Here is a 24,472-nt window from a genome sequence, read left to right on the forward strand (position 1 = left end):
ACGGCACGGGCCCGCGCCGCGGGCCGCACGGACACGGCAGCACGACGACGAGCAGGGGCGCACAGGGTGGAGTCGCACGGTCGCAGGGTCGCCTTCGTCTGCCAGTGGTACCCCCCGGAGCCGGCCGCCGTGCCGCAGGGGATCGCCACCGCGCTGGCCGACCAGGGGCTGCGGGTCGAGGTGCTGACCGGGGTGCCGAACTACCCGACCGGGGTGGTCGCCGACGGGTACGCCGCGTGGCGTCCCTCCCGGGAGCAGCTGGGCGGGCTGCCGGTCCGGCGGGTCCCGCTCTACCCCAGCCACGACGCCAGCGCCGTGCGCCGCCTGCTCAACTACGCCTCCTGGGCGGTGTCGGCGGCCGTCCTGGGCCAGCGCCTGCTGCGCCGCGCCGACGTCGCCCTGGTCTACTCCTCCCCGGCGACCGCGGCGCTGCCGGCGATGGTCGCGCGCCGGCTGTGGGGCACGCCGTACGTGCTGCTGGTCCAGGACGTGTGGCCCGACTCGGTCTTCGCCTCCGGCTTCCTCCCCGGGACGGTGGGCCGGGTGGCCCGCCGCGTGCTCGAGGTGCTGGTCGGGTGGACCTACCGGTCCGCCGACCACGTCGCCGTCACCTCCCCCGGGATGGTCGGGCTGCTCGCGTCGCGGGGCGTGCCGGCCGACAAGCTCTCCGTGGTCCACAACTGGGTCGAGGAGGCGCCCGCCGCGCAGCCGGAGGCGGGCGAGGCGGACGCGGTGCGCGCCGCCTGGGGCGTCGGGGCCGACGACTTCGTCCTCATGTACGCCGGCAACCACGGCCAGGCGCAGGCCCTGGAGCCGGTGGTCGACGTCTTCGCCGGCCTGCCCGCCGACGCCGGCTGCCACCTGGTCCTCGTCGGCGACGGCATCGCCAAGCCCGGCCTGGTCGAGCGGGCCGCCGGCCACCCGCTGGTGCACTTCCTGGACCCCGTGCCGCGGACCGCGATGCCGGCGCTGACCTCCGCCGCCGACGCCCAGCTGGTCTCGCTGGACGCCCAGCCGCTCTTCGCCGTCACCATGCCCAGCAAGGTGCAGTCGATCATGGCCGCGGGCGTGCCGCTCCTGGTCTCGGCCGAGGGCGACAGCGCCGACGCGGTCCGCACCGCCGGCGCCGGGCTCACCGCGCCCCCCGGCGACCGCGACGCCCTGCGCGAGGCGGTGCTGGCGCTGGCCGCCACCCCGGCGGAGGAGCGCCGCGCGATGGGCCGCCGCGGGCGCGCCCACTACGAGGAGCACATGTCCCGCGACGTCGGCGCGGGCGCGCTGCGCCGGCTGCTGGAGCGGGCCGCGGATCGGCGGCGCCGGTGACCGGCCCGCGCGTCCTGCTCGACCTGTCCAACCTGGTCGCGGGCGGCGGCGTCCAGGTGGGCGCCTCGTTCGTCGACGAGCTGGTGCGGATCTCCGAGGACCCCGCGGAGCACCGTCGCCGGCCCTGGCTGGCCGGCGCGGCCGTGGAGATGTCGGCCCAGGTCGCCGACAACCTGACGCGCGACCCGGCCGCGCTCGGCGCCGCCGTGGTGGACGGCCGCCCCCTGGCCCGGGCGCGCCGCCGCCCCGACCTTCCGGGCCGGCACCCCTTCGACGTCGCCTTCACCGTCTTCGGCCCCGACTTCGGCCCGCGGCGCGCGCCCGTGCGGGTGGTGGGGTTCGCCGACGTCACCAGCCTGTTCCCCGAGCACGCCGGCTTCGTCGGCGCGCAGGCGCGACTCAAGCACGCGCTCCGGATGCGGCTCTCGCGGCGGCGGTTCCGCACCGCCGACCTGGTGGTCACCGAGGCGGCGCACGTGGCCCGCTCGCTCGCCGAGCGGTGGGGAATCGACCCGGCCCGCACCCGGGTGGTGCCCAACGTCCTCAACGGGATCTTCCGCGACGCGGCCCGGCACGAGCCGCTGGGCGCCACGCTCCCCGACGGCCCGGTGCTCGCCTTCCCCACCCGCGCCTACCCGCACAAGAACCTCGCCGTCCTCGGCCCGGCCGCCCGGCTGCTGCGCGAGCGCCACGGCCTCGACGTCCGGTTCGCCCTCACCCTCACCGACGCCGAGTGGTCCGGCCTCGACCCGGCGACCCGGGACGCCGCGGTCAACCTCGGCCCCGTCCGCGTCGCGCAGGTCCCGGCCCTCTACGCCGCCTGCGACGGCGTCGTCTTCCCCAGCCTCAACGAGTGCTTCTCCGTCACCCCGCTGGAGGCGCTGCGGGCGGGCCGGCCGCTGGTCGCCTCCGACCGGGAGTTCGTCCGCGAGATCGCGGGCGGGGCCGCCTGGTACGCCGAGCCCACCGACCCCGCCTCGCTCGCCGACGCGCTCGCCGCGATGCTGACCGACGCGCCCGGGCGGGCCCGGCGGGTCGCCGAGGGGGAGCGGATCGCCGCCGCCTGGCCCACCGCCGCCGACCGCGCCGAGGCCTACCTCGCGGTGGTCGACGAGGTCCTGGCGGGCGCGCGGTGAGGCACGTCCGGCGCCTCGGCCTGGGCGTCATCGACCAGGGGCTCTCGAGCATCTCCAACGTCCTGTTCCTCGTGGCGGTCGCCCGCGAGGCCGGGGTCGACGAGTTCGGCGCGGTCTCCTTCGCCTACGCCCTCTTCGCCTTCGGCCTCGCGGTGCAGCGCGCCTCCATGGGAACGCTGATCTCCCTCTCGGCCGGGCGCCGGGTGCCGCCCCCGGTGCTGGTGAGCCTGCTCTGGGGCGTGCTGATGGGCGCCCTCGGGGTGGTGCTCGGCCAGGTGGTCGGGGACGGCGGCTCCGCGGCGTACTACGTGGTGGTCGGCGCGTGCCTGGTCGTCTACCCGCAGGACCTGCTGCGCTACAGCGTGATCGCCGAGCGCCGGGTCGGCCTGGCCGTGGTCAGCGACGGCGTCTGGGTGGCGGTCACGGTCGGGCTCTTCGGCGCCAGCGTGCTGGGCGTCGACCTGGACGCGACCACGATGACGCTGGTCTGGGTGGTGCTGGGCGGCGGGGCGGCGCTGCTGGCAATCCTGGTGCCGCTGCTGCGGGGGGTGAGCGTCCGGCTGCACTGGCTCTCCGAGCACGCCCACGAGCTGCGCACGCTCGGCCCGGACGCGTTCCTGGGCGCGGTCGCCCCGCTGGTCCTGGCCGCGGTGATGGCGCACTTCATGACCTTCGGCGACGTGGCGGCGGTGCGCGGCGCGGGCACGCTGCTGGGACCGGCGGCGATGCTCTTCTCCGCCCTGCCGGTGGTGCTGCTGCCCGAGATGGCCCGGGTGCTCGGCGACGACCGCTCCCGGCTCGCCGTCGCCCAGGCCGTGGCGATGGCGCTGCTGGTGCTCGGCTGGGGCGGGGTGCTGGCGCTGCTGCCCGACGGGGTCGGCGGGCAGGTGCTCGGCGAGACCTGGTCGGCCAGCCGGGCGATCCTGCTGTGGGTGGTGCTGGAGATGGTGATGTGGGCGTTCGCGTCGGGGCCGATCGCCTTCCTCGGCACCTACCGGCGGTGGCGCACCCTGCTCCTGGCCCGGGTGGTCTACCTGACCGCGGTCGGCTGCGCCCTGGCGGCGACGGTGTGGACCGGCGACCTCACCAAGGTGATGGTCGGGATGCTGCTGGCCAGCGTGGTCAATTGCGCGGTGCTGACCGCAGCGGCGCGCCGGGAAAGCTCACGCCCGGGCGAGCAGGCAGCTTCCCCCGCCGGGTGACGTCAGTGGGCGGCACCCCAGTTCGCGCGCACCTGCTGCCGACGCTCCCGGCCATCCTCGCCGTCCGGCATCTTGCGGATGAAGAAGCGGTCCGACGCCAGTGCGGTCCTCAGGTCCTCGGCCGTGACGCTGCCCTGCAGCGATCCGCGAAGCCAGTGGAAGTTCGAGAAGTGGGCCAGCGGACGTCCCTCGTAGTGCTCGGGTCCCCCGACCTGTGTCCTGCTCGCCCAGGGCGAGTTGAAGATGTGGGTGTGGAACGCGATCTCGTCGGGGGCCCAGGCGTTGGACAGGTGGGCGAACGCACCTTGCTCGTCCTCCGACACGAGCTCAACGGCAAGAGCGCGTGGAAGGCCGATCCACTGAGAGCCGCACATGGAGTCCTCACGGGCGTCGCGCACCGGGCGAGCGAGGAGTCCGGCGACCCGGCGGAGCGGCCCGCCCAGCCCTCGGCCTCCACGCTTCCTCAGGTGGCCGATCGCCCCGTCGAGGAAGTGACGCCGTCGCACCCGGTCCAGCCCCATGAACGCGTCGCCCTCACGCAGGGGAAAAGCGCGGCAGTGCACCGAGAACGGGGCCCCCTCGACGAATCTCACGAAGTCCTCGACGGGGCGCAACGGGAAGCACCTTCCCGAGAGGAAGGCCACGAAGTCGACCTCCGGGTCCTCCAGGGCGGCGGAGAGCAGTCGGACCATCACCCGGTGGACGCTGAATCCGCCCCAGTGCACACATTCCGGGTCGTCGAGCACCCGCACGTGCGTGCCGATCGAGTCCAGCTGCCCCGCGTGGGCGAGTTCCCGGTGAAAAGGCCGGTCCAGGTGGACCACCACACGGTGTGGAGCGAGCTCGCGGCACAGCTCGCGCAGGCCGACGAGGTCGTCGTGAGCCACGACGAGGAAGGCGACGTTCACGGGCGCACCCTACTCAGGCGAGCGCGTCGGCCTCGAAGTCCGGGTGCCGGCTGGAGACCTTGCGGACGGCGGCGAGGTGGCCGCCGAGGTAGCCGCCGACGCCCATCGCCGTGGAGCCGGCGAGGCCCAGGGCGACGCCGGTGAGGTGGCTGCCCCGGCGCCGGGCGGCGAGCGAGGCGCCGTACAGCCCGATCGCGGCGACGTTGGAGAACGCGTGGACGACGCCGACCCGCTTCTCCGACCGACCGCTGCGGTGCCACTCCGCCCAGCCGGCCAGCGCGGTGGGCAGCGACGCGGCGAGGCCGCCGGCGACGAGCAGCTCGGCGGCGGGCCGGGAGCGCTCGCCCCCGACCAGGTCGAGCACCGTCGCCGAGGTCCACATCCCGATCGGGACGTCGGTCATCAGCGGGTGGATCGCATGGCCCAGCCAGTCGCCCTGCAGCAGGCGGCGCCGCCCCTCGCTGCCGACGAGGGCGTCGGCGAACGGCTGGTAGAAGCCCACCAGCGGGTCGAGCCGCTCGCTGCGCTCGAGAGCCTGGGTCGCCCGGACGAGGGGGTGCGAGGAGGTGGTGGCCATGCGGCCTACGTACCCACCTGCGCCCCCGGCACCCACATGACCAGGCGGGCCCCGCCGGCGGGGGAGTGGTCGGCCCGGACCGCCCCGGAGTGCCGCTCGACCGCCTGCCGGACGATCGAGAGCCCCAGCCCCGAGCCGGGCAGCGCGCGGGCGTCGTCGGAGCGGTAGAACCGGTCGAAGACCCGGGGCAGGTCCTCCTCGGCGATCCCCGGCCCCTCGTCGTCGACGGTCAGCACCCCGTCGGCGAGACGCACGGTGACCGTGCCGTCGGCGGGGCTCCACTTGGCGGCGTTGTCGAGCAGGTTGGTGACGGCACGCTCCAGGGCGCCGGCCTCGCCGCGCACCCGCCACGGCTCCACCTCGACGTCGAACGTCGCGCTCGAGCGGCGGCGGACCCGGGCGACCGCGCGCTGCACCACGTCGGCGAGGTCGAGCTCGGTGACCACGTGGGAGAGCGGCTCGTCGCGGGCCAGCTCGACCAGGTCGCCGACCAGGGTGGAGAGCTCCTCGGTCTGCGCGCGCACGTCGTCCAGCAGCTCGGCGCGCGCGTCGGCGGGCAGCCCGTCGCCGGCCTGGGAGAGCAGGTCGAGGTTGGTCCGCAAGCTGGTCAGCGGGGTGCGCAGCTCGTGGCCGGCGTCGGCGACGAGCCGGCGCTCGCGGTCGCGGGAGGCCGAGACCGCGCGGACCATCTCGTTGAACGCGCGGGCCAGCCGGGCGACCTCGTCGTCGCCCTCCACGCGGATCGGCCGCAGGTCCTGGGTGCGGGCGATCTTCTCCATCGCGGCCGTGAGCCGGCGCACGGGCCGCAGGCCGTTGCGGGCCACCAGCCAGCCGGCCAGCGCGGCGACCAGGACCCCGGTGCCGCCGAAGATCGCCATCACGGTGCCCACGCCGCGCACGGTCCGGTCGACGTCGGCCGTGGGCTGCAGCAGCACGAGCGCGGCGCCGCCGCGGCCCGCGGGCACGGCGGCCACGCGGTAGCGGGTGCCGTCCTCGGCGCGCAGCGAGCGCAGCGACTCCGCGCGCTCGCCGGCCGCCACCTCCACCTCGGGGTCGCCGAGGGTGAACGCCGGCCCCTCGTCGTCGGCGGTGAACCAGCGACCGTCGGCGGTCACGTAGACGATCCGCACGTCGGCCGCGCCGAGCATCCAGGACGGCGCCTCGCGCGCGGTCATCTCCGCCAGGACCGCGGTGGAGGCGGCGCTGCGGGTGCGGTTGAGCAGCGAGTCGTCGAGGTTGGACTGCAGCTGCATCCGCACCGTGAGGAAGGAGCCGGCCGCCATGAAGGCGATCGCGACGCCGACGGCCATCGTGGTCAGCAGCGCCACCCGGCTCGCCAGCGAGCGGCGGTAGTGGAGGCGGTTCATCCGTCCCTCAGGCCTCCCGCAGCACGTAGCCGACCCCGCGGACGGTGTGGATCAGCCGCGGCTCGTCGCCCGCCTCGGTCTTGCGACGCAGGTAGCCGACGTAGACCTCCAGCGAGTTGGCGCTCGTGGGGAAGTCGTAGCCCCACACCTCCTCGAGGATGAAGGAGCGCTCGAGCACCCGGCGCGGCCGGCGCAGGAACATCTCGAGCAGCGTGAACTCGGTGCGGGTGAGCTCGATCGCGCGCTCCCCGCGGCGGACCTCGCGGGTGGCCAGGTCCATCGAGAGGTCGGCGAAGGCCAGCACCTCGTCGTGCGCCCCGTCGGCCCCGTCGCCCGGGGCGACGCGGCGCAGCAGCGCCCGCAGCCGGGCGAGGAGCTCCTCCAGGGCGAAGGGCTTGGTGAGGTAGTCGTCGGCCCCCGCGTCGAGGCCCTCGACCCGGTCGCCGACCGCGTCCCGCGCGGTGAGCACGAGGATCGGGACGTCGTGGCCGGCGGTCCGCAGCGCGCGGGTCGCCTCGAGGCCGTCGAGCCTCGGCATCATCACGTCCATCACCACGACGTCGGGGGTGACGGCCGAGATGCTCGCCAGCGCCTCCGCGCCGTCGCTGGCGAGGGCGACCTCGTAGCCGTTGAACTCCAGCGAGCGGCGCAGCGACTCGCGGACGGCGCGGTCGTCGTCCACGACCAGCACGCGGGAGCGGGGGGCGTCGGTGGGGGACGGGCTGGGCACGGCCCCACTCTGCCAGCCCGACCTGAGCCCCTGCTGAGTCGTCGCTGAGCCGCATCTGGTCGTTTCGCGCACGCGGGGGTCCCGCGTGCGCGCATTTCCGGGACAGCGGCCGAAAAGCCTCCATACCCTAAATTGGTGATGTCCTTCCCGCGGGCCGCAGCCCACCTCGCCGCCGCCGTCCTGGCCGTCGCCGCCTCGATGTCGACCTCCACCGCGGCGGCCCCCCAGGCCGTCTCCGCCGCGCCGGCCGCGCCCGACCGGCCGAGCACGTACGGCGAGAAGTCGTCCCGGACGACGCTGGAGTACACGCGCCGGGCGAAGAAGTACGACCAGCACGCGGTCGGCGCCACGCGCGAGCCCGCCGCCGAGGTGTGGCAGGTCCCCGAGGCGGCGTACGCCGAGAACCCCGGCAACCCGCTCGCCGGCCGGCGCTGGGGCGTCTACCTCGGGCCGCAGGACCAGGTCTGGTCGCCCTTCCTGTCGAGCGTCGGCGAGGAGCGCGAGCAGCTCGCCAAGATCGCGCTGCGGCCGCGGACCAAGTGGTTCGGCGGGTGGATCCCCGACCAGCAGATCTCCAGCACGGTCTCGCGCTACATCGCCGACTCCCAGGCCGGCGACCCGACCGCGCTGGTCCAGATGGCCCTCTTCCGGATGTCGCCGTGGGAGGGCGAGGCGTGCGAGCGCCGCTCGACGCCCGAGGAGCGGAGCAGCTACAAGACCTGGATGCGCAACGTCGCCACCGCCATCGGCGAGACCCCGACGCTGGTCGTGATGCAGCCCGACATGCCGTTCTTCTGGTGCTCCCCGGACCGCGGCGCCAAGTCGAAGCTCTTCCGCTACGCCACCCGGATCCTGTCGGAGCTGCCGAACACCGACGTCTACCTGGACGCCGGGGCCGCGGACTGGTGCAAGAAGGGCACGGGCCAGCAGCCCGAGCACTGCGCCGACCTGCTCGCCCGCGTCGGGATCGAGCACGCCCGCGGCTTCGCCCTCGACTCCACCCACTACACGGGACCGGTCGAGAACGTCCTGCACGGCAGCGAGATCGTCAAGGCGCTGCGCAAGCGCGGCTTCGGCCACAAGCACTTCATCGTCGACACCGCGAAGTCCGGCCGGCCCACCATGTGGCCCCGGGTGATCCCGGCCGCGAAGGGCGAGAAGAACGACAACTCCCGGACCTGCACGACCCGGTCGATGAAGCGCTGCGTCACCCTCGGCATCCCGCCGACCGTCCGCACCGCCGACGACCGGTGGGCGCTGCCCACCGAGATCCGGGCGCTGGCCCGGCGGCACGTCGACGGCTTCGTCTGGTTCGGCCGCCCGTGGCTGCACTACCAGGCCGACCCCTTCGTGATGCAGCGCGCGCTGGACATGGGGCGCTCCACCCCGTGGCCGGGCCCGCTGGCCGACGTCCACGCGCCGCTGCTGCGGGGGCGCTGACCGCGGTCAGTAGCGGCGGGCGACCTCGCCCGCGCGGGCGCCGTACCCGCCGCCGAACATCGCGGCGTGCACGAGCAGCGGGAAGAGCTGGTGCAGGGCCTGGCGGTCCTCCCAGCCGTCGGCGAGCGGGGTCGCCTCCTGGTAGGCGGCCAGCACCCGCGCCAGGTGGGGGAGGCCGAAGAGGGCGAGCATCGCCAGGTCGGTCTCGCGGTGTCCCCCGTGGGCCGCGGGGTCGATCAGGTGCACCCGACCGTCCAGCCCCCACAGGCAGTTGCCGTTCCACAGGTCGCCGTGCAGGCGGGCCGGAGGCTCGTCGGGGACCAGGCCCGGAAGCCGTCCGACGAGGGCCTCGATGCTGCGGGCGTCCGCCTCCTCGACGGCGCCGCGGTCGCGCGCGAGCTTGAGGTAGGGCAGCACCCGGCGGGTGGCGAAGAACTCCCCCCACGAGCCGGCCGGTCGGTTGAGCAGCGGGAGCCGCCCGATGAACCCGTCGCCGGGCTCGTCACCGGGGGCGGAGCCGTGGGCGGGCGCCCCCGCCGCGTGGGTGGCGGCGAGCCGGCGGCCGAAGTCGACCGCTGCGTCGGCGGTCGGACGTCCCGGCTCGATCCAGCGCACGATGACGCAGTCCCGGTCGACGGCGAGCACCTCGGCCGCCGGGGCCCCGTCGTCCACCTCGCCGAGCCACCGCAGACCCGCCGCCTCGGCCCGGAAGAACCCGTCGGGTGGGTGCGGCAGGCTCTTCATCAGGGCCGTGGTGCCGTCGTTGAGGCGGAGCCGGGTGGCGGTCGAGACGTCGCCGCCCGCCACCGGGGCGGTGCTCACCACCGCCGCGTCGAGGAGCGACTCGGCGCGACGGGCGACCGACGGCAGCCGGGTCACGGTCCCGCCGACCCCGCGAGCGCGTCGCCCAGCGCCTCGACCAGCGCGGTGCTCGTGCGCTCGACCATCCGCAACACCTCCGTGAAGCCCTCGTCCCCACCGTAGTACGGGTCCGGGACCTCGCCCCCCGGGTCGGCGGGGTCGAAGTCGCGGAACATCCGCACGTGGGCCGCGGTCTCCGGGTCGTCCCGCTGCTCCGCCAGCGCGACGACGTCGGTCTCGTTGCTGCGGTCCATGACCAGGACCAGGTCGAGGTCGTCGAACCAGCCCGCCTCGAGCTGCCGGGCGCGGTGCCGGGTGGCGTCGTACCCGGCCGCGGTCAGCGTCGCCGCCGCCCGGTGGTCCATCGGCTTGCCGACGTGCCAGCCGGCGGTGCCCGAGCTCACCACCTCGACCCGGTGCGCGAGCCCGGCGTCGGCGACCTGCTGCTCGAGGACGACGTGGGCCATCGGGGAGCGGCAGATGTTGCCGAGGCAGACCACGCCGACCCGGTAGCGGCCGGGGGTGCGCGGGGCGGGGACGCGAGCCGTGGCCATCAGTCGTCGAGAGCCGTCTGGAAGAACCACCCCACGAGCGAGATGACGACCGAGCCGCCCACCGCGGTCCAGAAGCCGTCGACCTCGAAGCCGAGGCCGAGGCCGCCCGCGATCCACGCGGTGAGCATGAGGAGCAGGGCGTTGATGACGACCAGCAGCAGGCCGAGGGTGAGGATGATGAAGGGCAGCGAGAGCAGCTTGAGCAGCTTGCCGACCACGATGTTGACCAGTCCGAGGAGGACCGAGACGGCGAGCAGCGGCAGGATCTTCTCCTGCACCTCGGTGCCGAAGGGGTCGGTCGCACCCTCGAAGGAGATCCCGTCGAAGAGCCACGCGGCGGTCGCCACGGCCGCGGCGGTGGCCAGGAGCCAGGTCAGGAAGCGCATGGCCCCCACCCTAGGGCGGCTCAGGTCACGGGCACCGGGTCGTCGGGGTGCTCCTCGGCCCGGGCGCTCTGGGCGAGCAGGATCCCGGCGACCACGGCGACGCACCCGGCGACGGCGACGGCGCTGAGCGCCTCGGCGTACCAGGCCCAGCCGAGCGCCGCGGCGCCCACCGGCTCGAGCATCGCGATCGCCGTGACCAGCGTCGCGGGGATGAAGCGCAGCGCGACCAGCTCGACGCCGAAGGGGGCGAGGGTGCCGAGCAGCACCACCGAGGTGAGCACCACCCACAGCGGCAGCGAGAGGTGGTCGAGGTTGCCCTGCAGCGACACCTGCGCGGCGTAGTCGGCCTCAACCCCCCAGACCGGCTCCACGAGGTTGAGGGCGAGGGTCGCGACGCCGAAGCCCCACAGCATCACCTGCACCGAGGAGAGGCCGGAGGCGTGGCACTCCTCGCCGAGCAGGAAGTACGCCGCGAAGCAGACCGCGCCGCCGAAGCCGGCGACGACGCCGAGGGCGTCGAAGGAGGCGCCCTCCCAGATCTCGGTCGCGGCGGCCAGGCCGAGGACGGCGAGCCCGAGCCCCCACCACAGCCGCGCGGTCACCTTCGACCCCTGCACGAACTTGGCCCAGAGCGCGACGAGGATCGGCGCCTGGTACTCCAGCAGCAGCGCGAGGCTGATGGTCAGCCGGTCCAGGGCCACGAAGTAGCAGAACTGCAGCAGCGCGACCCCGAAGAGCCCGAGCCCGACCACGAGCAGCGCCTGCCGGCCGCGGGGCAGGCGCAGCGCCGGCCGGTCCCAGAGCGCCGCGATCACGAGCAGGGTGACGAAGGTGCCGGTGACCCGCAGCGAGGTCAGCTCGAGGGACTCGATCCCGTTGCGCAGGGCGATCCGGGAGACGCCGGAGTTGACGATGAAGAGCGCCGCGCCGAGCACGACGAGGGAGACGCCGATCCGGCGCTGGGCAGCCACCGCCGCATTCTCGCCCACGCTAGCCTCGGCGCCGTGATCGAGGTGGGCGGCGCAGGGGTGATGCTGGTGGGCTCGGCGGCCGCCGCGGTGGTGCTGGGGCTGGTCGGCCTGTTCGCCAGCCGCCGGCTCGGTCCGGTCACGGCGTTCGCGCTGGCCGGCCTGGCCTGGTCGCTCGTGGTGATCGCGCTGGTCACCCTGGTGCCCCCGTCGGGCACCGCCACGCTGGTCCTGGCCGAGGAGCGCAGCGAGAGCTGCTCGACCGACTACGGCGGCCCGGCGCCCGAGGGGTTCTGGATCCTCGGCGGGGGCCAGCGGATGCTCAACACGGCGCTCTTCGTTCCGGCCGGCGCGCTGCTGGTGCTGGGCCTGGCCCGGTGGCGGGGCGCCTGGGTGCTGGTCCCGCTCGGGCTGGCCGGGCTGGTGGGCTACTCGGTGCTGATCGAGCTCACCCAGCTCGAGGTGGCGCGGATCGACCGCGCCTGCGACGTCACCGACGTCGTCGACAACTCCACCGGCGCCCTGCTGGGCGGCGCCGTCGGGCTCGGCCTGGCGTGGGTGCTCCAGCCGTGGCGCCGCGACTAGGGTGCGCCCATGACGCAGCAGACCCCCCGGCCCCGCGCGAGCGTCGCCGCCATCCCGGCGTACGTCGCCGGCCGGCCGCCCACCCCGCGGCCCGGGCTCACGACCTACAAGCTCTCCTCCAACGAGAACCCCTACCCGCCGCTCCCGGGCGTCCTCGACGCCGCGGTCGAGGCGGCGGCGGTGATGAACCGCTACCCCGACATGGGGACCACGGCGCTCTACGAGGCGCTGTCGGCGCGGCTCGGCGTCCCGACGGACCACCTCGCGGCGGCGACCGGCAGCGTCGCGCTGATCTACCAGCTGCTCAGCGCCTTCTGCGAGCCCGGCGACGAGGTCGTCCACGCCTGGCGCTCCTTCGAGGCCTACCCGATCGCGATCACGGTCGCGGGGGCGACCGGGGTGCCGGTGCCGCTCGCCGCCGGCGGCCGGCACGACCTCGACGCGATGGCCGCGGCCGTCACCGACCGGACCCGCGTCGTCCTCGTCTGCACCCCCAACAACCCGACCGGGCCGGCCGTCACGCGGGCCGGGCTCGACGCCTTCCTCGCCGCGGTGCCGTCGCACGTCGTGGTCGTCGTCGACGAGGCGTACGTCGAGTTCGTCCGCTCCGCCGACCCGGTCGACGGCGTCGCCACCGCCCTGGCCCACCCGAACGTCGTGGTCACCCGGACCTTCTCCAAGGCCTACGGGCTGGCGGGCTTCCGGGTCGGGTACGCCGTCGCGCAGCCGCCGCTCGCGGCGGCGCTGCGGGCGGTCTCGCTGCCCTTCGGGGTCAGCCACGTCGCGCAGGCCGCGGCGATCGCCTCGCTCGCGGCGGAGGCCGAGCTGCTGGAGCGCGTCGACGCCCTGGTCGCGGAGCGCGACCGGGTGCTCGCCGGGGTCCGGGCGGCCGGGTGGGACGCCCCCGACGCCGAGGGCAACTTCGTCTGGCTCCCCGCGGGCGACCGGGCGCTCGAGGTCGCGGCCGAGGCCGAGGAGCTCGGGATCACGGTGCGCCCCTTCGCCGGCGACGGCGTCCGGGTCAGCATCGGGGAGCCCGAGGGCAACGACCGGGCGCTCGAGCTGGCCCGGCGCACGGCCCCGTGACGGGCACGTGACCTGCGCCTCCAAGTGACCCGTCAGTACGAACCCGGCCTCGCTCCGGCGGCCCTGCGAGGGTTACGGTTCGGGGCATGAGCGCCTCCTGGAAGCCCGGTGACGTCGTCGTCCGCCGCGAGATCCTCCGCGGCCAGCCGTGGATCGGGTGGTCGGTGCGCGTCGTCGAGGACTCCTTCGACCTGCTCGCCGTCTTCCTCCCGTCGGGCTCCGAGCTGGGCTTCGGCGGCGCCGAGACGCTGGGTTGGGAGCACCCGTGGAAGGCGTCCGGCCGCCGCGCGTGGAGCGGCCACGGCAAGCTCATGCTGATGCGCCCCGACGACGCCTACGCGGTCGAGCTCTCCTGGAAGGGCCCGGAGCGCGACTTCGAGGGCTGGCGGATCCTGCTCCAGGAGCCGATCCGCCGCCACGACGGGGGCTTCGACACCCTCGGCCACGGCCTCGACTTCGAGATGGCGCCCGACGGCAGCTGGAAGGCGCTCCCCGACACCGCCTTCGAGCAGCGCGTCGCGCAGGGCCGGTACGACGCCGCGCAGGCCGAGCAGGTCCGCGCCACCGCCGCGGGCGTGAAGTCGATGCTGCAGTGGCGCAACCAGTGGTGGGACCGCTCCTGGGCGGCGTGGACCCCGCCGGCCGACTGGGCCGCCACCACGCTCCCCGAGGGCTGGGCGTCCACCGGCGCCCGCTCCCGCGCGGCCGGCTGAGGCTCACGACCCGCGGGCTACTGTCTGGCCCATGAGCGCCGACCTGACCCCGACGTACACCGAGAAGGGCAAGGCCTTCGAGCGGGACATGGACTACGTCCCCGACCGGATCCTCGCCGGGGAGCGCTCGCAGGACCCGCACGACGACCTGCACGCCGAGCAGTACGGCGGCGTCCGCGAGGGCGTGCGGGTGTGGCCGGTCGAGCCCGGCCGCTACCGCCTCGTCGCCGCCCCGGCCTGCCCGTGGGCCAACCGCTCGCTGATCGTCCGCGAGCTGCTCGGCCTCCAGGACGTGATCAGCGTGGGCCTGCCCGGCCCGGTCCACGACAAGCGGTCGTGGACCTTCGACCGCGACCCCGGCGGCAAGGACCCCGTCCTCGGCATGGAGCGGCTCCAGGAGGCCTACCTCAACCGGTTCCCCGACTACCCGAAGGGCATCACGGTCCCCGCGATGGTCGAGGTGGAGAGCCGCCAGCTCGTCACCAACGACTTCCCGTGGATCACCCACGACCTCTTCTTCGAGTGGCGCGACCACCACCGCGAGGGCGCCCCCGACCTGTGGCCCGAGGACGTCCGCGAGGAGATGGAGACCGTGATGAAGCGGGTCTTCACCGAGGTCAACAACGGGGTCTACCGCTGCGGCTTCGCCGGCTCCCAGGAGGCGTACGACGACGCCTACGACCGGCTCTGGACGGCGATGGACTGGCTCGAGGAGCGGCTGGCCGACCGGCGCTACCTCATGGGCGACTCGATCACCGAGGCCGACGTGCGGCTCTTCACCACGCTCGTCCGCTTCGACCCGGTCTACCACGGCCACTTCAAGTGCAACCGCAACAAGCTGACCGAGATGCCGCACCTGTGGGGCTACGCGCGCGACCTCTTCCAGACCCCCGGCTTCGGCGAGACGGTCGACTTCGAGCAGATCAAGGCGCACTACTACGTCGTGCACACCGACATCAACCCGACGGGGATCGTCCCGAAGGGTCCCGAGCTCGACTCCTGGCACACCCCCCACGGCCGGGAGGCGCTCTGACGGGCGAGCTCCGCATCGGGATCAGCGGCTGGCGGTACGCCGGCTGGCGCGGCGACTTCTACCCGCCCGGCCTGCCCCAGCGCCGCGAGCTCGAGCACGCCGCCTCGCGGCTGACCTCGATCGAGGTCAACGGCTCGTTCTACTCCCTGCAGCGCCCGTCGTCGTACGCCGCGTGGCGCGACGCCACGCCCGACGGCTTCGTCCTCTCGGTCAAGGGCGGCCGCTTCATCACCCACCTCAAGCGGCTGCGCGACGTGGAGACGCCGCTGGCCAACTTCCTCGCCTCGGGGGTGCTGGCGCTCGGCCCCAAGCTAGGCCCCCTGCTGTGGCAGCTGCCGGCCACCCTGCCCTTCGACGCCGGCGTGCTCGGCGACTTCCTCGCGCTCCTGCCGCGGACCACCACCGAGGCGGCGGCCCTGGCCCAGCGGCACGACGGCAAGCTCGCCGGCGACCGGGTGCACGCCACCACCGACGCCGACCGACGGCTGCGGCACGCGCTCGAGTTCCGCTCCGAGAGCTTCTGCACCGACGAGGCCTTCGCGCTGCTGCGCGAGCACGGCGTGGCCTGCGTGCTCGCCGACACGGCGGGGCGCTGGCCGCGGGCCGACGTCGACACCGCCGACTTCCGGTACGTGCGCCTGCACGGCGACTCCGAGCTCTACACCAGCGGGTACTCCGACGCCGCGCTCGACGCCTGGGCCGACCGGTGCCGGGCCTGGTCGGAGGCCGGGCAGGACGCCTTCGTCTACTTCGACAACGACGCGAAGGGGTTCGCGCCCCACGACGCCGAGTCGCTGCTGGCGCGGCTGCGCCCCTCGCGGCTCCCGGCGTAGGAGGCGACCCGGACCCGCGCCACCCAGCGCGGCACGAAGCGCCACCCCGGCGGCTCGTGCAGCACCGGGTCGAAGTCGACGGCCGGCGCGTCGGGCCCGGTCACCTCGACCTCGCCGCGCTGGAGCACCTGCCCGCCCCCGCCGTCGACCCGGACGCTGAGCACCACGGGGAGGAGCCCGACGAGATCCTTCACGTCGGGGGTGGTCAGGCGCGGGTCGTCGACCTCGACCACCACGGTCGCCCGCTCGCCCTCGAGCGGACCCGGGCCCGCCTCCCAGGCGAGCAGCGAGGTGAGGCTGACCCGCCCCCACGCCGCCGCGGGCCACAGGGTGAAGCGCCGCCAGCCCCGGGCGCCGGAGCTGCTCGCCACCAGCACGTCGACCGGGCCCACGCCCTCGGGGCCGGCGTCGGTGAAGCGCAGCGCCACCCCGAGGATGTCCGGCAGGTCGCCGGGGGTGCCGAAGGCCTTGGAGAGCCGGACGACGCAGTCGGTCTCCCCGGTGGGCAGCGGCCCGGCGCCGGTCACCCGGAGGCGGCCGGCCAGCACGACGCCGCGGGGGTGGAAGAAGCGGGCCGACCGGGCCCGGGAGCCGAGCCGGAACCCGGCCCGGGAGGCGGAGGCGAGCAGCGAGACGGGGTCCATGGCGCCCCCGTACCCGGCTACCGGCCCAGCCACCCCGTGACCACCGGGAGGCCGCCCTCCCATCGCAGCCGGGCGGCGTACATGGCCCGCCGGGCGCGTTGGCGCTCGCGCTTGGACCAGTCGAACCCCGACGCGCACGGCTTGGCCTTCCCGTGGCAGACCCACCCGTGCAGGAAGAGGCGCTTGCCGGCCACGTCGGCGCCGCCGGGGCCGCAGAGCCCGGTGCTGGCGCGGTCGAGGAGGACGCCGCTCTCCGCGGCGCTCCAGTCGGTCGGGTCGGGGGAGCGCAGCCACAGCGTCCGGTAGGTGCAGCGCGTGTAGTCGCCCTCGGAGAGGAGCAGCACCCAGCCCTCCGGCCGCTGGACGAGCAGCGGGTTCTCCACGACGCCGTCGGAGCGCAGCACCTCGCTGCTCACCGCCCCGCTGCGGATCCTCGTGCCGTTGCGGGTCAACGCCACCGCCCGGATGCTCGACGGGATCCGGTCGGTCTTGTAGAGCAGCACCGGTCCGTCGTCGCCCACGTGCACCGACGGGTCGATCACGCCCGCGCGGGGCAGCGTGGGGTCGCGGGGGAGCAGCGGGTCGCCGGCGGTCGGGACCTTGCGCACGTAGGCGGGGCAGACCAGGGGGCGGTCGCCGACCGGCGCGAAGCCGCGCAGCGGGTGCCGGGAGCGGGCCACCCCGATGCAGCGGCCGTAGGGGCCGAGCCCGCGGACGGGCGCGGAGTAGTAGAGCACCCACCAGCCGCGCAGCCGTCGCACGTCGGCCGCCCAGACGTCGCCCGGGCGGGACCACCCGGGCAGCCGGGTGAGGGCCGGGCCGTGCTCGCGCCACCGGCCGGTGCGGCTGCGGGTCCACGCCCGGGGGGCGCGCTCGCCGGTGGCGTAGCCGACGTAGCCCGAGCCCCAGCGCTCCACGGCCGGGTCGGCGAAGTTGGTGAGCAGCACGGGGCGCGGGACGTCGGAGGCCCGGGCGGCCGGGGCCGGCCCGGCCACCAGCAGCGCCGTCAGCACGGCGCCCAGGAGAGCCTTCCTCACCAGCTGACCTCGCGGCACTCCGACGCGTCGGTCTCGACCTGCAGGGTCGCGTGCTCGACGCCGAACCGCTCGAGCAGCAGGGTCCGCGCGGCGCCGAGCACGGAGTCGGCCGGGGCGGCGGCGGCCACGAGGTGGGCGGTGGCGACGTGCATCCCCGAGGTCAGGGTCCACAGGTGCAGGTCGTGGACCTCCTCCACGCCGGGCACGGCGGCGAGCGCCTCCTCGACCTCGGCGGGCACCATCCCGGCCGGGGCGTGCTGGCCGAGGACGGCGAGCACCTCGCGCCCGAGCAGCACCGCGCGGACCGCCACGAAGAGCGCGATCGCGCCTGCGACGAGGGTGTCCCAGACCGGCTCCCCGGTGCGAGCGACCAGCACCCCGGCGACCAGGACGCCGACCGAGCCCACGGTGTCGGCGACGACCTCGAGGTAGGCGCCCCGGACGTTGATCGACTCGCCCGCGCCGCCGCGCAGCAGCACCAGCGCCACCAGGTTGGCCAGCAGCCCGAGCGCGCCCACGACGAGCATCGGGGTGGCGGCCACCGCGACGGCCTCGCCGGCGCGCCGCACCGCCTCGATCCCGACGTACGCCGCCGCCCCCAGCATGAGCAGCACCGTGAGGCCGGAGGCGAGGACCTCGGCCCGGTAGGAGCCGTAGGTGCGCAGGCCGGTCCGGTCGGGGCGGACGGCGATCCGGGTGGCCGCCAGCGCCGCCCCCAGGGCGACGACGTCGGCGGCCATGTGGCCGGCGTCGGAGAGCAGGGCCAGGGAGTCGGCGACCAGGCCGGCGACCAGCTCCACGACGAAGAAGGTGCCGACGACCGCGAAGGCGAGCGCCAGCCGCCAGCGGTGGCGTCCTCCGGCGTGGCCCGCCGCGCCGCCCGCGCCGTGCCCGTGTCCCGCTCCCATGCGAGCAGGGTAGAGGGCATGCGGCTCCGGCCCGCCGGGTACCTGCTGCGGCATGGAGGTCCGTCCACACCGATTCGCGACGAGCGACCCGGCGAGCGCGGAGGAGTTCCTGCGGAACCGCTGGCGAGCCCTCGAGGACGTCGAGCTCGGACCCCGCTTCTCCCTGGAGGTGCAGGGGGTGCGCGCCCCCACCTTCCGCGTCGAGCGGATCGCCCACACCTCGAGCATGAGCGTCACCGTGACCGCCGACGGTCCGGTGCAGGTGGTGGAGGTGCTCGGCGGCAGCCTCGCCTACGAGGAGGACGGCGTCGCCACCACGCTCGGCCCCGGCGACCTGGTCGCCTTCGACGCGGGGTCGGCCCCGATGACCGTCAGCCGGCAGGCCAACGTCGGCGTCGTGCTGCTCGACCGCGGGCTGCTGGCCGAGGTCGCCGGGGTCCCGGCCGAACGGCTCGCCCTCGCCCGCAGCACGGTCTCCTCCGCCGACGACGCCGAGCGGTGGCGGGCGGCGGTGCGCCGCGCCAACCGGGAGATCAACGAGCACCTGCGCCACGGCGTCCATTCCGCCGACGAGGTCGCCCGCCGCCTGGCCCGGGCCGCGCTCGGGGTCTTCGGGGTCCGCGAGCAGGGCGCCGCCGGGTCGACCCCCGACGTCGACCCCTCCCACCCCGTCGCCAAGGCCGTCGCCTTCATCGAGGCGCACGCCACCGACCCGCTGCGCGTCGGGGAGATCGCCGACGCGGCCGAGACCAGCGTGCGGGCGCTGCAGCAGGCGTTCGCCCGCCACCACGACACCAGCCCGACGGCATACCTGCGCCGGGTCCGGCTCGAGGGCGCCCACCGCGACCTCGCCTCGGCCGAGCCCGACGGCGACGTCACCGTCGCCGAGGTGGCCGCCCGCTGGGGGTTCAGCCAGGCGGGGCGGTTCGCTGCCCACTACCGCGACGCGTTCGGCGTGCTGCCGAGCGAGACGCTGCGTTCGCGACCCCGCACGGGCGCCCCCCAGTGGTCCTCCTCCGCGTCCTCCCGGTAGGTTTGCCCTGACTGTGGTGCGGGTCACACCCCGACCGGTGCCGCGGCGAGGAGAGCGGCCGCCGGAGACCCCGGTGGCCGCGCGACACGAAGGAGCGTGCACGTGAGCCACCACGGTTTCGGACCCGACCTGGTCGAGGTCTTCGGACCCTCCCAGTCCGACGGCGGTCCCGAGCTGGTCCAGCTCCTCACCCCGGAGGGTGAGCGGACCCACCACCCCGAGTTCGACCGGGACTTCAGCGCCGAGGAGCTGCGCGGCTTCTACCGCGACATGGTGCTCACGCGGCGGATCGACGTCGAGGCCACCGCGCTGCAGCGTCACGGCGAGCTCGGCATCTGGGCCCAGCTGCTCGGCCAGGAGGCCGCGCAGATCGGTGCCGGCCGGGCCCTGCGCCCGCAGGACCACGTCTTCCCGACCTACCGCGAGCACGGCGTCGCCTGGTGCCGCGGGGTCGACCCGCTCAAGCTGCTCGGCCTCTTCCGCGGCGTCGACCACGGCTCCTGGGACCCGGCCGAGCACAACTTCGGCCTCTACACGATCGTGATCGGCGCCCAGGCGCTGCACGCCACCGGCTACGCCATGGGGATGCAGCGCGACGGCGTCGTCGGCACCGGCGACCCCGACCGGGACGCCGCTGTGGTCGCCCACTTCGGCGACGGCGCCTCCAGCCAGGGCGACGTCAACGAGGCGTTCATCTTCGCCGCCTCCTACAACGCCCCGGTCGTCTTCTTCTGCCAGAACAACCAGTGGGCGATCTCGGAGCCGATCGAGCGCCAGTCGCGGATCCCGCTATACCAGCGGGCGCTCGGCTTCGGCTTCCCCGGCGTGCGGGTCGACGGCAACGACGTGCTGGCGACGTACGCCGTCACCCAGGCCGCGCTGCAACGGGCCCGGGAGGGGCAGGGGCCGACCTTCGTGGAGGCCTACACCTACCGGATGGGCGCCCACACGACCACCGACGACCCCACCCGCTACCGGCTCTCCGACGACGTCGAGCGGTGGAAGCTGCGCGACCCGATCTCGCGCGTGGAGGTCTACCTGCGCCGCAACGGGCTCGTCGACGACGCCTGGATCGAGGAGCTGAAGGGCGAGGCCGACGAGCTCGGCGCCCGCCTGCGCGAGGGGTGCAAGGCGATGCCCGACCCGCAGCCGCTCGACATGTTCGCCCACGTCTACGCCGAGGAGACCGACGAGCTGCGCGCCCAGCGCGAGGGCTACGCGGCCTACCTCGAGACCTTCGAGGAGGCCGGCCGATGAGCGAGACGATCACGCAGGACCGGATCACTCTGGCCAAGGGGCTCAACATGGGCCTGCGACGGGCCATGGAGGACGACCCCAAGGTCCTCGTGATGGGCGAGGACGTCGGCAAGCTCGGCGGCGTCTTCCGGATCACCGACGGGCTGCAGAAGGACTTCGGCGAGGACCGGGTGATCGACTCCCCGCTCGCCGAGTCGGGGATCGTCGGCACGGCGGTCGGGCTGGCCCTGCGCGGCTACCGGCCGGTGGTGGAGATCCAGTTCGACGGCTTCGTCTACCCGGCGTACGACCAGATCGTCTGCCAGGTCGCGAAGATGCACTACCGCTCCAGGGGGCGGTCGAAGATGCCGATGGTCATCCGCATCCCCTTCGGCGGCGGGATCGGCGCGGTCGAGCACCACTCCGAGTCGCCGGAGGCGCAGTTCGCGCACACCCCGGGCCTCAAGGTGGTGGCCTGCTCCAACCCCGTCGACGGCTACTGGATGATCCAGCAGGCCATCGCCTGCGACGACCCGGTGGTCTTCCTGGAGCCCAAGCGGCAGTACCACGCCGACAAGGCGCAGCTGGACACCTCCGCGACCCCCGACCCGCTCTTCTCCTCGCGGGTGGTGCGCCGCGGCGAGCACGCCACGCTGCTGGCCTACGGGCCGACCGTGAAGACCGCGCTGGCCGCCGCGGAGGCGGCGTCGGGCGAGGGTCGCTCGCTCGAGGTGATCGACCTGCGCACGCTGTCGCCGCTCGACATGGCCCCGGTGCTGGAGTCCGTACGCCGCACCGGTCGCGCCATCGTCACCCACGAGGCCCACGTCAACCTGGGCATGGGTGCGGAGCTGGCCGCGCGGATCACCGAGGAGTGCTTCTACTCCCTCGAGGCGCCCGTGCTGCGGGTGGGCGGGTTCGACACGCCCTACCCGGCGTCGCGGATCGAGGAGGAGTTCCTCCCCGACCTCGACCGGGTGCTCGACGCCGTCGACCGTTCGCTCGACTTCTGAGGAGGCGCCGCCATGGCCGAGTTCAAGCTGCCCGACGTCGGTGAGGGCCTCACCGAGGCCGAGATCGTCTCCTGGAAGGTCAAGGAGGGCGACACGGTCGAGATCAACGAGGTGATCTGCGAGATCGAGACCGCCAAGTCGATCGTGGAGCTCCCGTCCCCGTTCGCCGGGACCGTGCTCTCCCTCATGGTCGCCGAGGGCGAGACCGTCGACGTCGGCACGCCGATCATCGCGATCGGCGACCCCTCCGCGTCGTCGGCTGAGGAGGGCCCCCCTGGCCCGTCTCCAAGCCAGGACCTCGAGATCGACCTCTCCAACCCGGCCGCCAGCGGCGGCGGCGAGGGCGAGTCGCTGGTCGGCCGCAACAAGGCCGACCGGGGGCCGCAGCGCCGGGCCCGCAAGGGCTCCGCGTCGCCGTCCTCGGTGGCGGGCGCCCAGGCGCAGATGCAGCTGCAGGGCGCGTTCGCGCCGGGCGGGGCGCAGTCGCAGGAGGTCGCCCCCGCCGACGAGCCGGCGGTGCCCGTGGAGCCCGTCGTCCCGGCGCAGCCGCCCGCCGCGCCGGCGTCCCCCGCCGCCGTCCGCGCCCTGGCGAAGCCGCCGGTGCGCAAGCTCGCCAAGGACCTCGGCGTCGACCTCGCCTCCCTCGCGGGCTCGGGTTCCGGCCCGGGCGGGGTCGTCACCCGGTCCGACGTGGAGCAGGCGGCCTCCGGGACGTCGTACGCCGCGGAGGAGCGCTCCGCGCGGGCGTACGACGTCCGCGGCGGGGGGCCGCGCGAGCACCGGGAGCCGGTCAAGGGCGTGCGGAAGATGATGGCGCAGGCGATGACGCAGTCCGCCTTCACCGCACCCCACGTGACGGAGTGGATCACCGTCGACGTCACCGCGACGATGCAGCTGGTGGAGCGGCTCAAGGAGCGCCCCGAGCTGCGCGAGGTGCGGGTCGGCCCGCTGCTGGTGCTGGCGAAGGCCTGCCTGCTGGCGATCCGGCGCACGCCCGAGATCAACTCGTGGTGGGACGAGCAGGCCCAGGAGGTCGTCTACAAGGGCCACGTCAACCTCGGCATCGCCGCCGCCACGCCGCGCGGCCTCGTCGTGCCCAACGTCAAGGACGCCGACGCGATGTCGCTGCCCGAGCTCGCGTGCGCGCTGGGCGACCTCGTGACCACGGCGAAGGAGGGCCGCACGCAGCCGGCGGAGATGAGCGGCGGCACGTTCACGATCACCAACGTGGGCGTCTTCGGGGTCGACGCGGGCACGCCGATCATCAACCCGGGCGAGTCGGCGATCCTGTGCTTCGGCGCGGTCAACCGGCGGCCGTGGGTCGACGAGGCGACCGGCGAGATCGTGGCCCGCGACGTCACCACGCTGGCGCTCTCGTTCGACCACCGGCACGTCGACGGGGAGAAGGGGTCGCGGTTCCTGGCCGACGTGGCCGGGATCCTCGCCGACCCGGCGAGCGTGCTGCTGTTCTGACCGTCGGGTGGTTTGACCTTCACCGAACCGGGTAGAAAGCGCCCGTGACCGCGCCCGCCCCCCGCATCGGCCCCTACGTGGTCGGGCGACGGCTGGGCCGGGGCGGAGTCGGCGTGGTGCACGCGGCGGTGCCCGACCCCACCGGGAGCAGCGCCCCCGTCCCCGAGGTGGCGCTCAAGCTGCTCCCGGGCGACCTCGCCCGCGACCGGGACTTCCGAGCCCGCTTCACCCGCGAGGCGCGGACCCTGGCGGGTCTCGGTTCCCCCCACGTGGTGCCGGTCCGGGGCTTCGGCGAGGAGGCCGGGCAGCTCTACGTCGCCAGCGACCTCGTGCCCGACGGCGACCTCGAGCGGATGCTGCGGGTGCACGGCGCCCCTCCCCTGGAGACGGCCCTGCGGCTGGTGCTGCAGGTCGCCCAGGGCCTGGTCGACGCGCACGACGCGGGGCTCGTCCACGGCGCGCTGAAACCGGCCAACGTGATGCTGCGCCGCGAGGACGACGGTTTCCGGGCGTGCCTGGTCGACTTCGGGACCGCCCACGGAGCCCACCCCGTGGCCGCCGGCAGCGCTCGGTGGGCGGCCCCCGAGCTGCACACGGGCGCCCCTGCCAGCCGCGCCTCCGACGTCTACTCGCTGGGGTGCGTCCTGTGGACCACCCTCACCGGCCACCCGCCGTACGACGGCGCCACCGACTTCCAGCAGGCCAGCGCCCACCTCCAGGAGCCTCCCCGCCAGCTCGCCGGGGGCTCGCCGCTGGTGCTCGAGCTCAACGCGCTGCTCGAGCGGACCATGGCCAAGGACCCCGCGCGGCGGCCGGCCTCGGCCCGGCAGGTCGCCGACGTGCTGCGCCGCGTGCAGACCCTGGCGGGTGCCCGCGACGGCCGCGTCGTCCCGGTGCCCGCACGCAGCGCCGTTGGCCTGCAGGCCGGCCCGGGTGCTGCGGCCCGGGGAGGCTCGGGGGCTCGGTCGTGGCGCTCGCGCCTCGGCGTCGCGGCCGGCGTCGCAGCCGCCCTCGTGGTGGGCGTCGTCGGCACGCTGCTCCTCGTGGACCGCGAGTCGTCGGCGGCCCCCGCCGCGTCGATCTCGGTGCGGTCCGGGGAGGGCGCCGAGGGGGCGTCGCCGCTGAACCCCGAGGCCCGCGCCGTCAACGACGTCGCCGAGGGGCTGGAGGTGCAGCTGATGGTCGACCACGCCAACGCGCGCTGCATCGCGGGCCTGTGGGTCGAGCAGGTGGGGCTCGGCCGGCTGCTGGCGGCGGGGCTCCTTGACGCCGACCTCCGCTACACCGGGCGCGACCTCGAGAAGGTCGACCCCGACATCAAGGAGCTGCTCGGCGCGGCCACGCGCGACTGCCTCGCGTGAAGGTTTTGCCGAGACTGTCATCACTTCGTTACCGCTGAGTATAAATCAGGGTTACAGTGACCCCG

25 protein-coding genes are annotated in these 24,472 nt (G+C 74.9%); 14 read left to right on the top strand and 11 right to left on the bottom strand.

Annotated elements, in window-relative coordinates:
• Positions 1–66 precede the first annotated feature (66 nt).
• From DNK53_RS04635 to DNK53_RS04645, 3 genes are read left to right on the top strand one after another with little or no spacing between them, the layout of a single operon-like run.
• A complete protein-coding gene (locus tag DNK53_RS04635; RefSeq protein ID WP_110181067.1) occupies positions 67–1,323 on the top strand; it encodes a glycosyltransferase family 4 protein in 1,257 nt (418 codons plus the stop codon).
• Positions 1,320–2,459, top strand: a complete 1,140-nt coding sequence (locus DNK53_RS04640) for a glycosyltransferase (RefSeq protein ID WP_110181068.1) — start codon at positions 1,320–1,322, stop codon at positions 2,457–2,459. Before DNK53_RS04635 ends, DNK53_RS04640 begins: the two co-directional genes overlap by 4 nt.
• A complete protein-coding gene (locus DNK53_RS04645) occupies positions 2,456–3,661 on the top strand; it encodes an MATE family efflux transporter (protein ID WP_110181069.1) in 1,206 nt (401 codons plus the stop codon). The genes DNK53_RS04640 and DNK53_RS04645 overlap by 4 nt, the downstream gene beginning before the upstream one ends.
• A gap of 2 nt (positions 3,662–3,663) precedes the next feature.
• Here the strand turns inward: DNK53_RS04645 and DNK53_RS04650 are convergent, their stop codons facing one another.
• Genes DNK53_RS04650 through DNK53_RS04665 form a run of 4 tightly spaced genes read right to left on the bottom strand, consistent with a single transcriptional unit; the run spans position 3,664 to position 7,243 of the window.
• Positions 3,664–4,569, bottom strand: a complete 906-nt coding sequence (locus DNK53_RS04650; protein WP_110181070.1) for a beta-1,6-N-acetylglucosaminyltransferase — start codon at positions 4,567–4,569, stop codon at positions 3,664–3,666.
• Positions 4,570–4,582: 13 nt separating this feature from the next.
• Positions 4,583–5,146 carry a DUF2231 domain-containing protein gene (locus tag DNK53_RS04655; protein WP_110181071.1) on the bottom strand — a complete coding sequence of 188 codons (564 nt, stop codon included), beginning with the start codon at positions 5,144–5,146 and terminating at the stop codon, positions 4,583–4,585.
• A 5-nt stretch (positions 5,147–5,151) separates the two neighbouring features.
• Entirely contained in the window at positions 5,152–6,513 is a 1,362-nt protein-coding gene (locus DNK53_RS04660; RefSeq protein WP_110181072.1) for a sensor histidine kinase, read from the bottom strand.
• A gap of 7 nt (positions 6,514–6,520) precedes the next feature.
• Positions 6,521–7,243, bottom strand: a complete 723-nt coding sequence (locus DNK53_RS04665) for a response regulator transcription factor (protein ID WP_110181073.1) — start codon at positions 7,241–7,243, stop codon at positions 6,521–6,523.
• A 138-nt stretch (positions 7,244–7,381) separates the two neighbouring features.
• On the opposite strand from DNK53_RS04665, the gene DNK53_RS04670 reads away from it, so the two are divergent.
• Positions 7,382–8,683 (top strand): glycoside hydrolase family 6 protein, encoded by a 1,302-nt coding sequence (locus DNK53_RS04670; protein ID WP_110181074.1) that lies wholly within the window; start codon positions 7,382–7,384, stop codon positions 8,681–8,683.
• A 6-nt stretch (positions 8,684–8,689) separates the two neighbouring features.
• On the opposite strand, the gene DNK53_RS04675 is transcribed toward DNK53_RS04670, so the two are convergent.
• The 4 genes from DNK53_RS04675 to DNK53_RS04690 are packed head-to-tail and all read right to left on the bottom strand — an operon-like array spanning position 8,690 to position 11,455.
• Positions 8,690–9,562 (bottom strand): fructosamine kinase family protein, encoded by an 873-nt coding sequence (locus DNK53_RS04675; RefSeq protein WP_110181075.1) that lies wholly within the window; start codon positions 9,560–9,562, stop codon positions 8,690–8,692.
• Positions 9,559–10,098 carry a low molecular weight protein-tyrosine-phosphatase gene (locus tag DNK53_RS04680; RefSeq protein ID WP_110181076.1) on the bottom strand — a complete coding sequence of 180 codons (540 nt, stop codon included), beginning with the start codon at positions 10,096–10,098 and terminating at the stop codon, positions 9,559–9,561. Before DNK53_RS04680 ends, DNK53_RS04675 begins: the two co-directional genes overlap by 4 nt.
• On the bottom strand, positions 10,098–10,484 hold the full coding sequence (locus DNK53_RS04685; protein ID WP_110181414.1) for a phage holin family protein: 387 nt from the start codon (positions 10,482–10,484) through the stop codon (positions 10,098–10,100). Before DNK53_RS04685 ends, DNK53_RS04680 begins: the two co-directional genes overlap by 1 nt.
• 20 nt (positions 10,485–10,504) lie before the next feature.
• Complete coding sequence (locus DNK53_RS04690; protein WP_162599777.1) at positions 10,505–11,455, bottom strand: EamA family transporter; 951 nt, start codon at positions 11,453–11,455, stop codon at positions 10,505–10,507.
• Between the two features lie 33 nt (positions 11,456–11,488).
• Here DNK53_RS04690 and DNK53_RS04700 point away from each other — a divergent pair, with 33 nt between their 5' ends.
• From DNK53_RS04700 to DNK53_RS04720, 5 genes are all read left to right on the top strand, one after another.
• Complete coding sequence (locus DNK53_RS04700; RefSeq protein ID WP_162599778.1) at positions 11,489–12,037, top strand: VanZ family protein; 549 nt, start codon at positions 11,489–11,491, stop codon at positions 12,035–12,037.
• Positions 12,038–12,046: 9 nt separating this feature from the next.
• Positions 12,047–13,123, top strand: coding sequence for a histidinol-phosphate transaminase (locus DNK53_RS04705; RefSeq protein ID WP_110181079.1), 1,077 nt, complete (start codon positions 12,047–12,049; stop codon positions 13,121–13,123).
• Positions 13,124–13,209: 86 nt separating this feature from the next.
• Positions 13,210–13,836 carry a DUF402 domain-containing protein gene (locus DNK53_RS04710; protein ID WP_110181080.1) on the top strand — a complete coding sequence of 209 codons (627 nt, stop codon included), beginning with the start codon at positions 13,210–13,212 and terminating at the stop codon, positions 13,834–13,836.
• 31 nt (positions 13,837–13,867) lie between these two features.
• Complete coding sequence (locus DNK53_RS04715) at positions 13,868–14,869, top strand: glutathione S-transferase family protein (protein WP_110181081.1); 1,002 nt, start codon at positions 13,868–13,870, stop codon at positions 14,867–14,869.
• Positions 14,870–14,988: 119 nt separating this feature from the next.
• Positions 14,989–15,702: a DUF72 domain-containing protein gene (locus DNK53_RS04720; protein WP_239456382.1), complete on the top strand. Its 714-nt coding sequence runs from the start codon at positions 14,989–14,991 to the stop codon at positions 15,700–15,702.
• Here the strand turns inward: DNK53_RS04720 and DNK53_RS04725 are convergent.
• Genes DNK53_RS04725 through DNK53_RS04735 form a run of 3 tightly spaced genes read right to left on the bottom strand, consistent with a single transcriptional unit; the run spans position 15,615 to position 18,291 of the window.
• Positions 15,615–16,346 carry a catalase family protein gene (locus DNK53_RS04725; RefSeq protein WP_110181082.1) on the bottom strand — a complete coding sequence of 244 codons (732 nt, stop codon included), beginning with the start codon at positions 16,344–16,346 and terminating at the stop codon, positions 15,615–15,617. The genes DNK53_RS04720 and DNK53_RS04725 overlap by 88 nt on opposite strands.
• 17 nt (positions 16,347–16,363) lie before the next feature.
• Positions 16,364–17,383: a family 43 glycosylhydrolase gene (locus DNK53_RS04730; RefSeq protein ID WP_162599779.1), complete on the bottom strand. Its 1,020-nt coding sequence runs from the start codon at positions 17,381–17,383 to the stop codon at positions 16,364–16,366.
• Positions 17,380–18,291, bottom strand: a complete 912-nt coding sequence (locus DNK53_RS04735; RefSeq protein WP_110181084.1) for a cation diffusion facilitator family transporter — start codon at positions 18,289–18,291, stop codon at positions 17,380–17,382. Before DNK53_RS04735 ends, DNK53_RS04730 begins: the two co-directional genes overlap by 4 nt.
• 52 nt (positions 18,292–18,343) lie before the next feature.
• Here DNK53_RS04735 and DNK53_RS17705 point away from each other — a divergent pair, with 52 nt between their 5' ends.
• The 5 genes from DNK53_RS17705 (at position 18,344) to DNK53_RS04760 (ending at position 24,407) form a co-directional block, all read left to right on the top strand.
• Entirely contained in the window at positions 18,344–19,324 is a 981-nt protein-coding gene (locus DNK53_RS17705) for an AraC family transcriptional regulator (protein WP_204163737.1), read from the top strand.
• A gap of 96 nt (positions 19,325–19,420) precedes the next feature.
• Positions 19,421–20,581, top strand: coding sequence for a pyruvate dehydrogenase (acetyl-transferring) E1 component subunit alpha (pdhA, locus tag DNK53_RS04745; RefSeq protein ID WP_110181085.1), 1,161 nt, complete (start codon positions 19,421–19,423; stop codon positions 20,579–20,581).
• A complete protein-coding gene (locus tag DNK53_RS04750; protein ID WP_110181086.1) occupies positions 20,578–21,573 on the top strand; it encodes an alpha-ketoacid dehydrogenase subunit beta in 996 nt (331 codons plus the stop codon). Before pdhA ends, DNK53_RS04750 begins: the two co-directional genes overlap by 4 nt.
• 12 nt (positions 21,574–21,585) lie before the next feature.
• The gene (locus tag DNK53_RS04755) at positions 21,586–23,046 is read left to right on the top strand and encodes a dihydrolipoamide acetyltransferase family protein (RefSeq protein WP_110181087.1); all 1,461 of its coding nucleotides are present in this window, start codon (positions 21,586–21,588) and stop codon (positions 23,044–23,046) included.
• Between the two features lie 44 nt (positions 23,047–23,090).
• Complete coding sequence (locus tag DNK53_RS04760) at positions 23,091–24,407, top strand: serine/threonine-protein kinase (protein WP_110181088.1); 1,317 nt, start codon at positions 23,091–23,093, stop codon at positions 24,405–24,407.
• The last annotated feature ends 65 nt before the right edge of the window (positions 24,408–24,472 follow it).

The sequence above is a fragment of the Nocardioides solisilvae genome, from assembly GCF_003194625.1.
GTDB classification, from domain to species: Bacteria; Actinomycetota; Actinomycetes; order Propionibacteriales; family Nocardioidaceae; genus Nocardioides; species Nocardioides solisilvae.

Coding starts and splice junctions, on each gene's coding strand:
- DNK53_RS04680 (WP_110181076.1), bottom strand. CDS start 10,098: ATGGCCACGGCTCGCGTCCCCGCCCCGCGCACCCCCGGCCGCTACCGG.
- DNK53_RS04710 (WP_110181080.1), top strand. CDS start 13,210: ATGAGCGCCTCCTGGAAGCCCGGTGACGTCGTCGTCCGCCGCGAGATC.
- DNK53_RS04685 (WP_110181414.1), bottom strand. CDS start 10,484: ATGCGCTTCCTGACCTGGCTCCTGGCCACCGCCGCGGCCGTGGCGACC.
- DNK53_RS04660 (WP_110181072.1), bottom strand. CDS start 6,513: ATGAACCGCCTCCACTACCGCCGCTCGCTGGCGAGCCGGGTGGCGCTG.
- DNK53_RS04735 (WP_110181084.1), bottom strand. CDS start 18,291: ATGGGAGCGGGACACGGGCACGGCGCGGGCGGCGCGGCGGGCCACGCC.
- DNK53_RS04725 (WP_110181082.1), bottom strand. CDS start 16,346: ATGGACCCCGTCTCGCTGCTCGCCTCCGCCTCCCGGGCCGGGTTCCGG.
- DNK53_RS04755 (WP_110181087.1), top strand. CDS start 21,586: ATGGCCGAGTTCAAGCTGCCCGACGTCGGTGAGGGCCTCACCGAGGCC.
- DNK53_RS04715 (WP_110181081.1), top strand. CDS start 13,868: ATGAGCGCCGACCTGACCCCGACGTACACCGAGAAGGGCAAGGCCTTC.
- DNK53_RS17705 (WP_204163737.1), top strand. CDS start 18,344: ATGGAGGTCCGTCCACACCGATTCGCGACGAGCGACCCGGCGAGCGCG.
- DNK53_RS04705 (WP_110181079.1), top strand. CDS start 12,047: ATGACGCAGCAGACCCCCCGGCCCCGCGCGAGCGTCGCCGCCATCCCG.
- DNK53_RS04750 (WP_110181086.1), top strand. CDS start 20,578: ATGAGCGAGACGATCACGCAGGACCGGATCACTCTGGCCAAGGGGCTC.
- DNK53_RS04670 (WP_110181074.1), top strand. CDS start 7,382: ATGTCCTTCCCGCGGGCCGCAGCCCACCTCGCCGCCGCCGTCCTGGCC.
- DNK53_RS04655 (WP_110181071.1), bottom strand. CDS start 5,146: ATGGCCACCACCTCCTCGCACCCCCTCGTCCGGGCGACCCAGGCTCTC.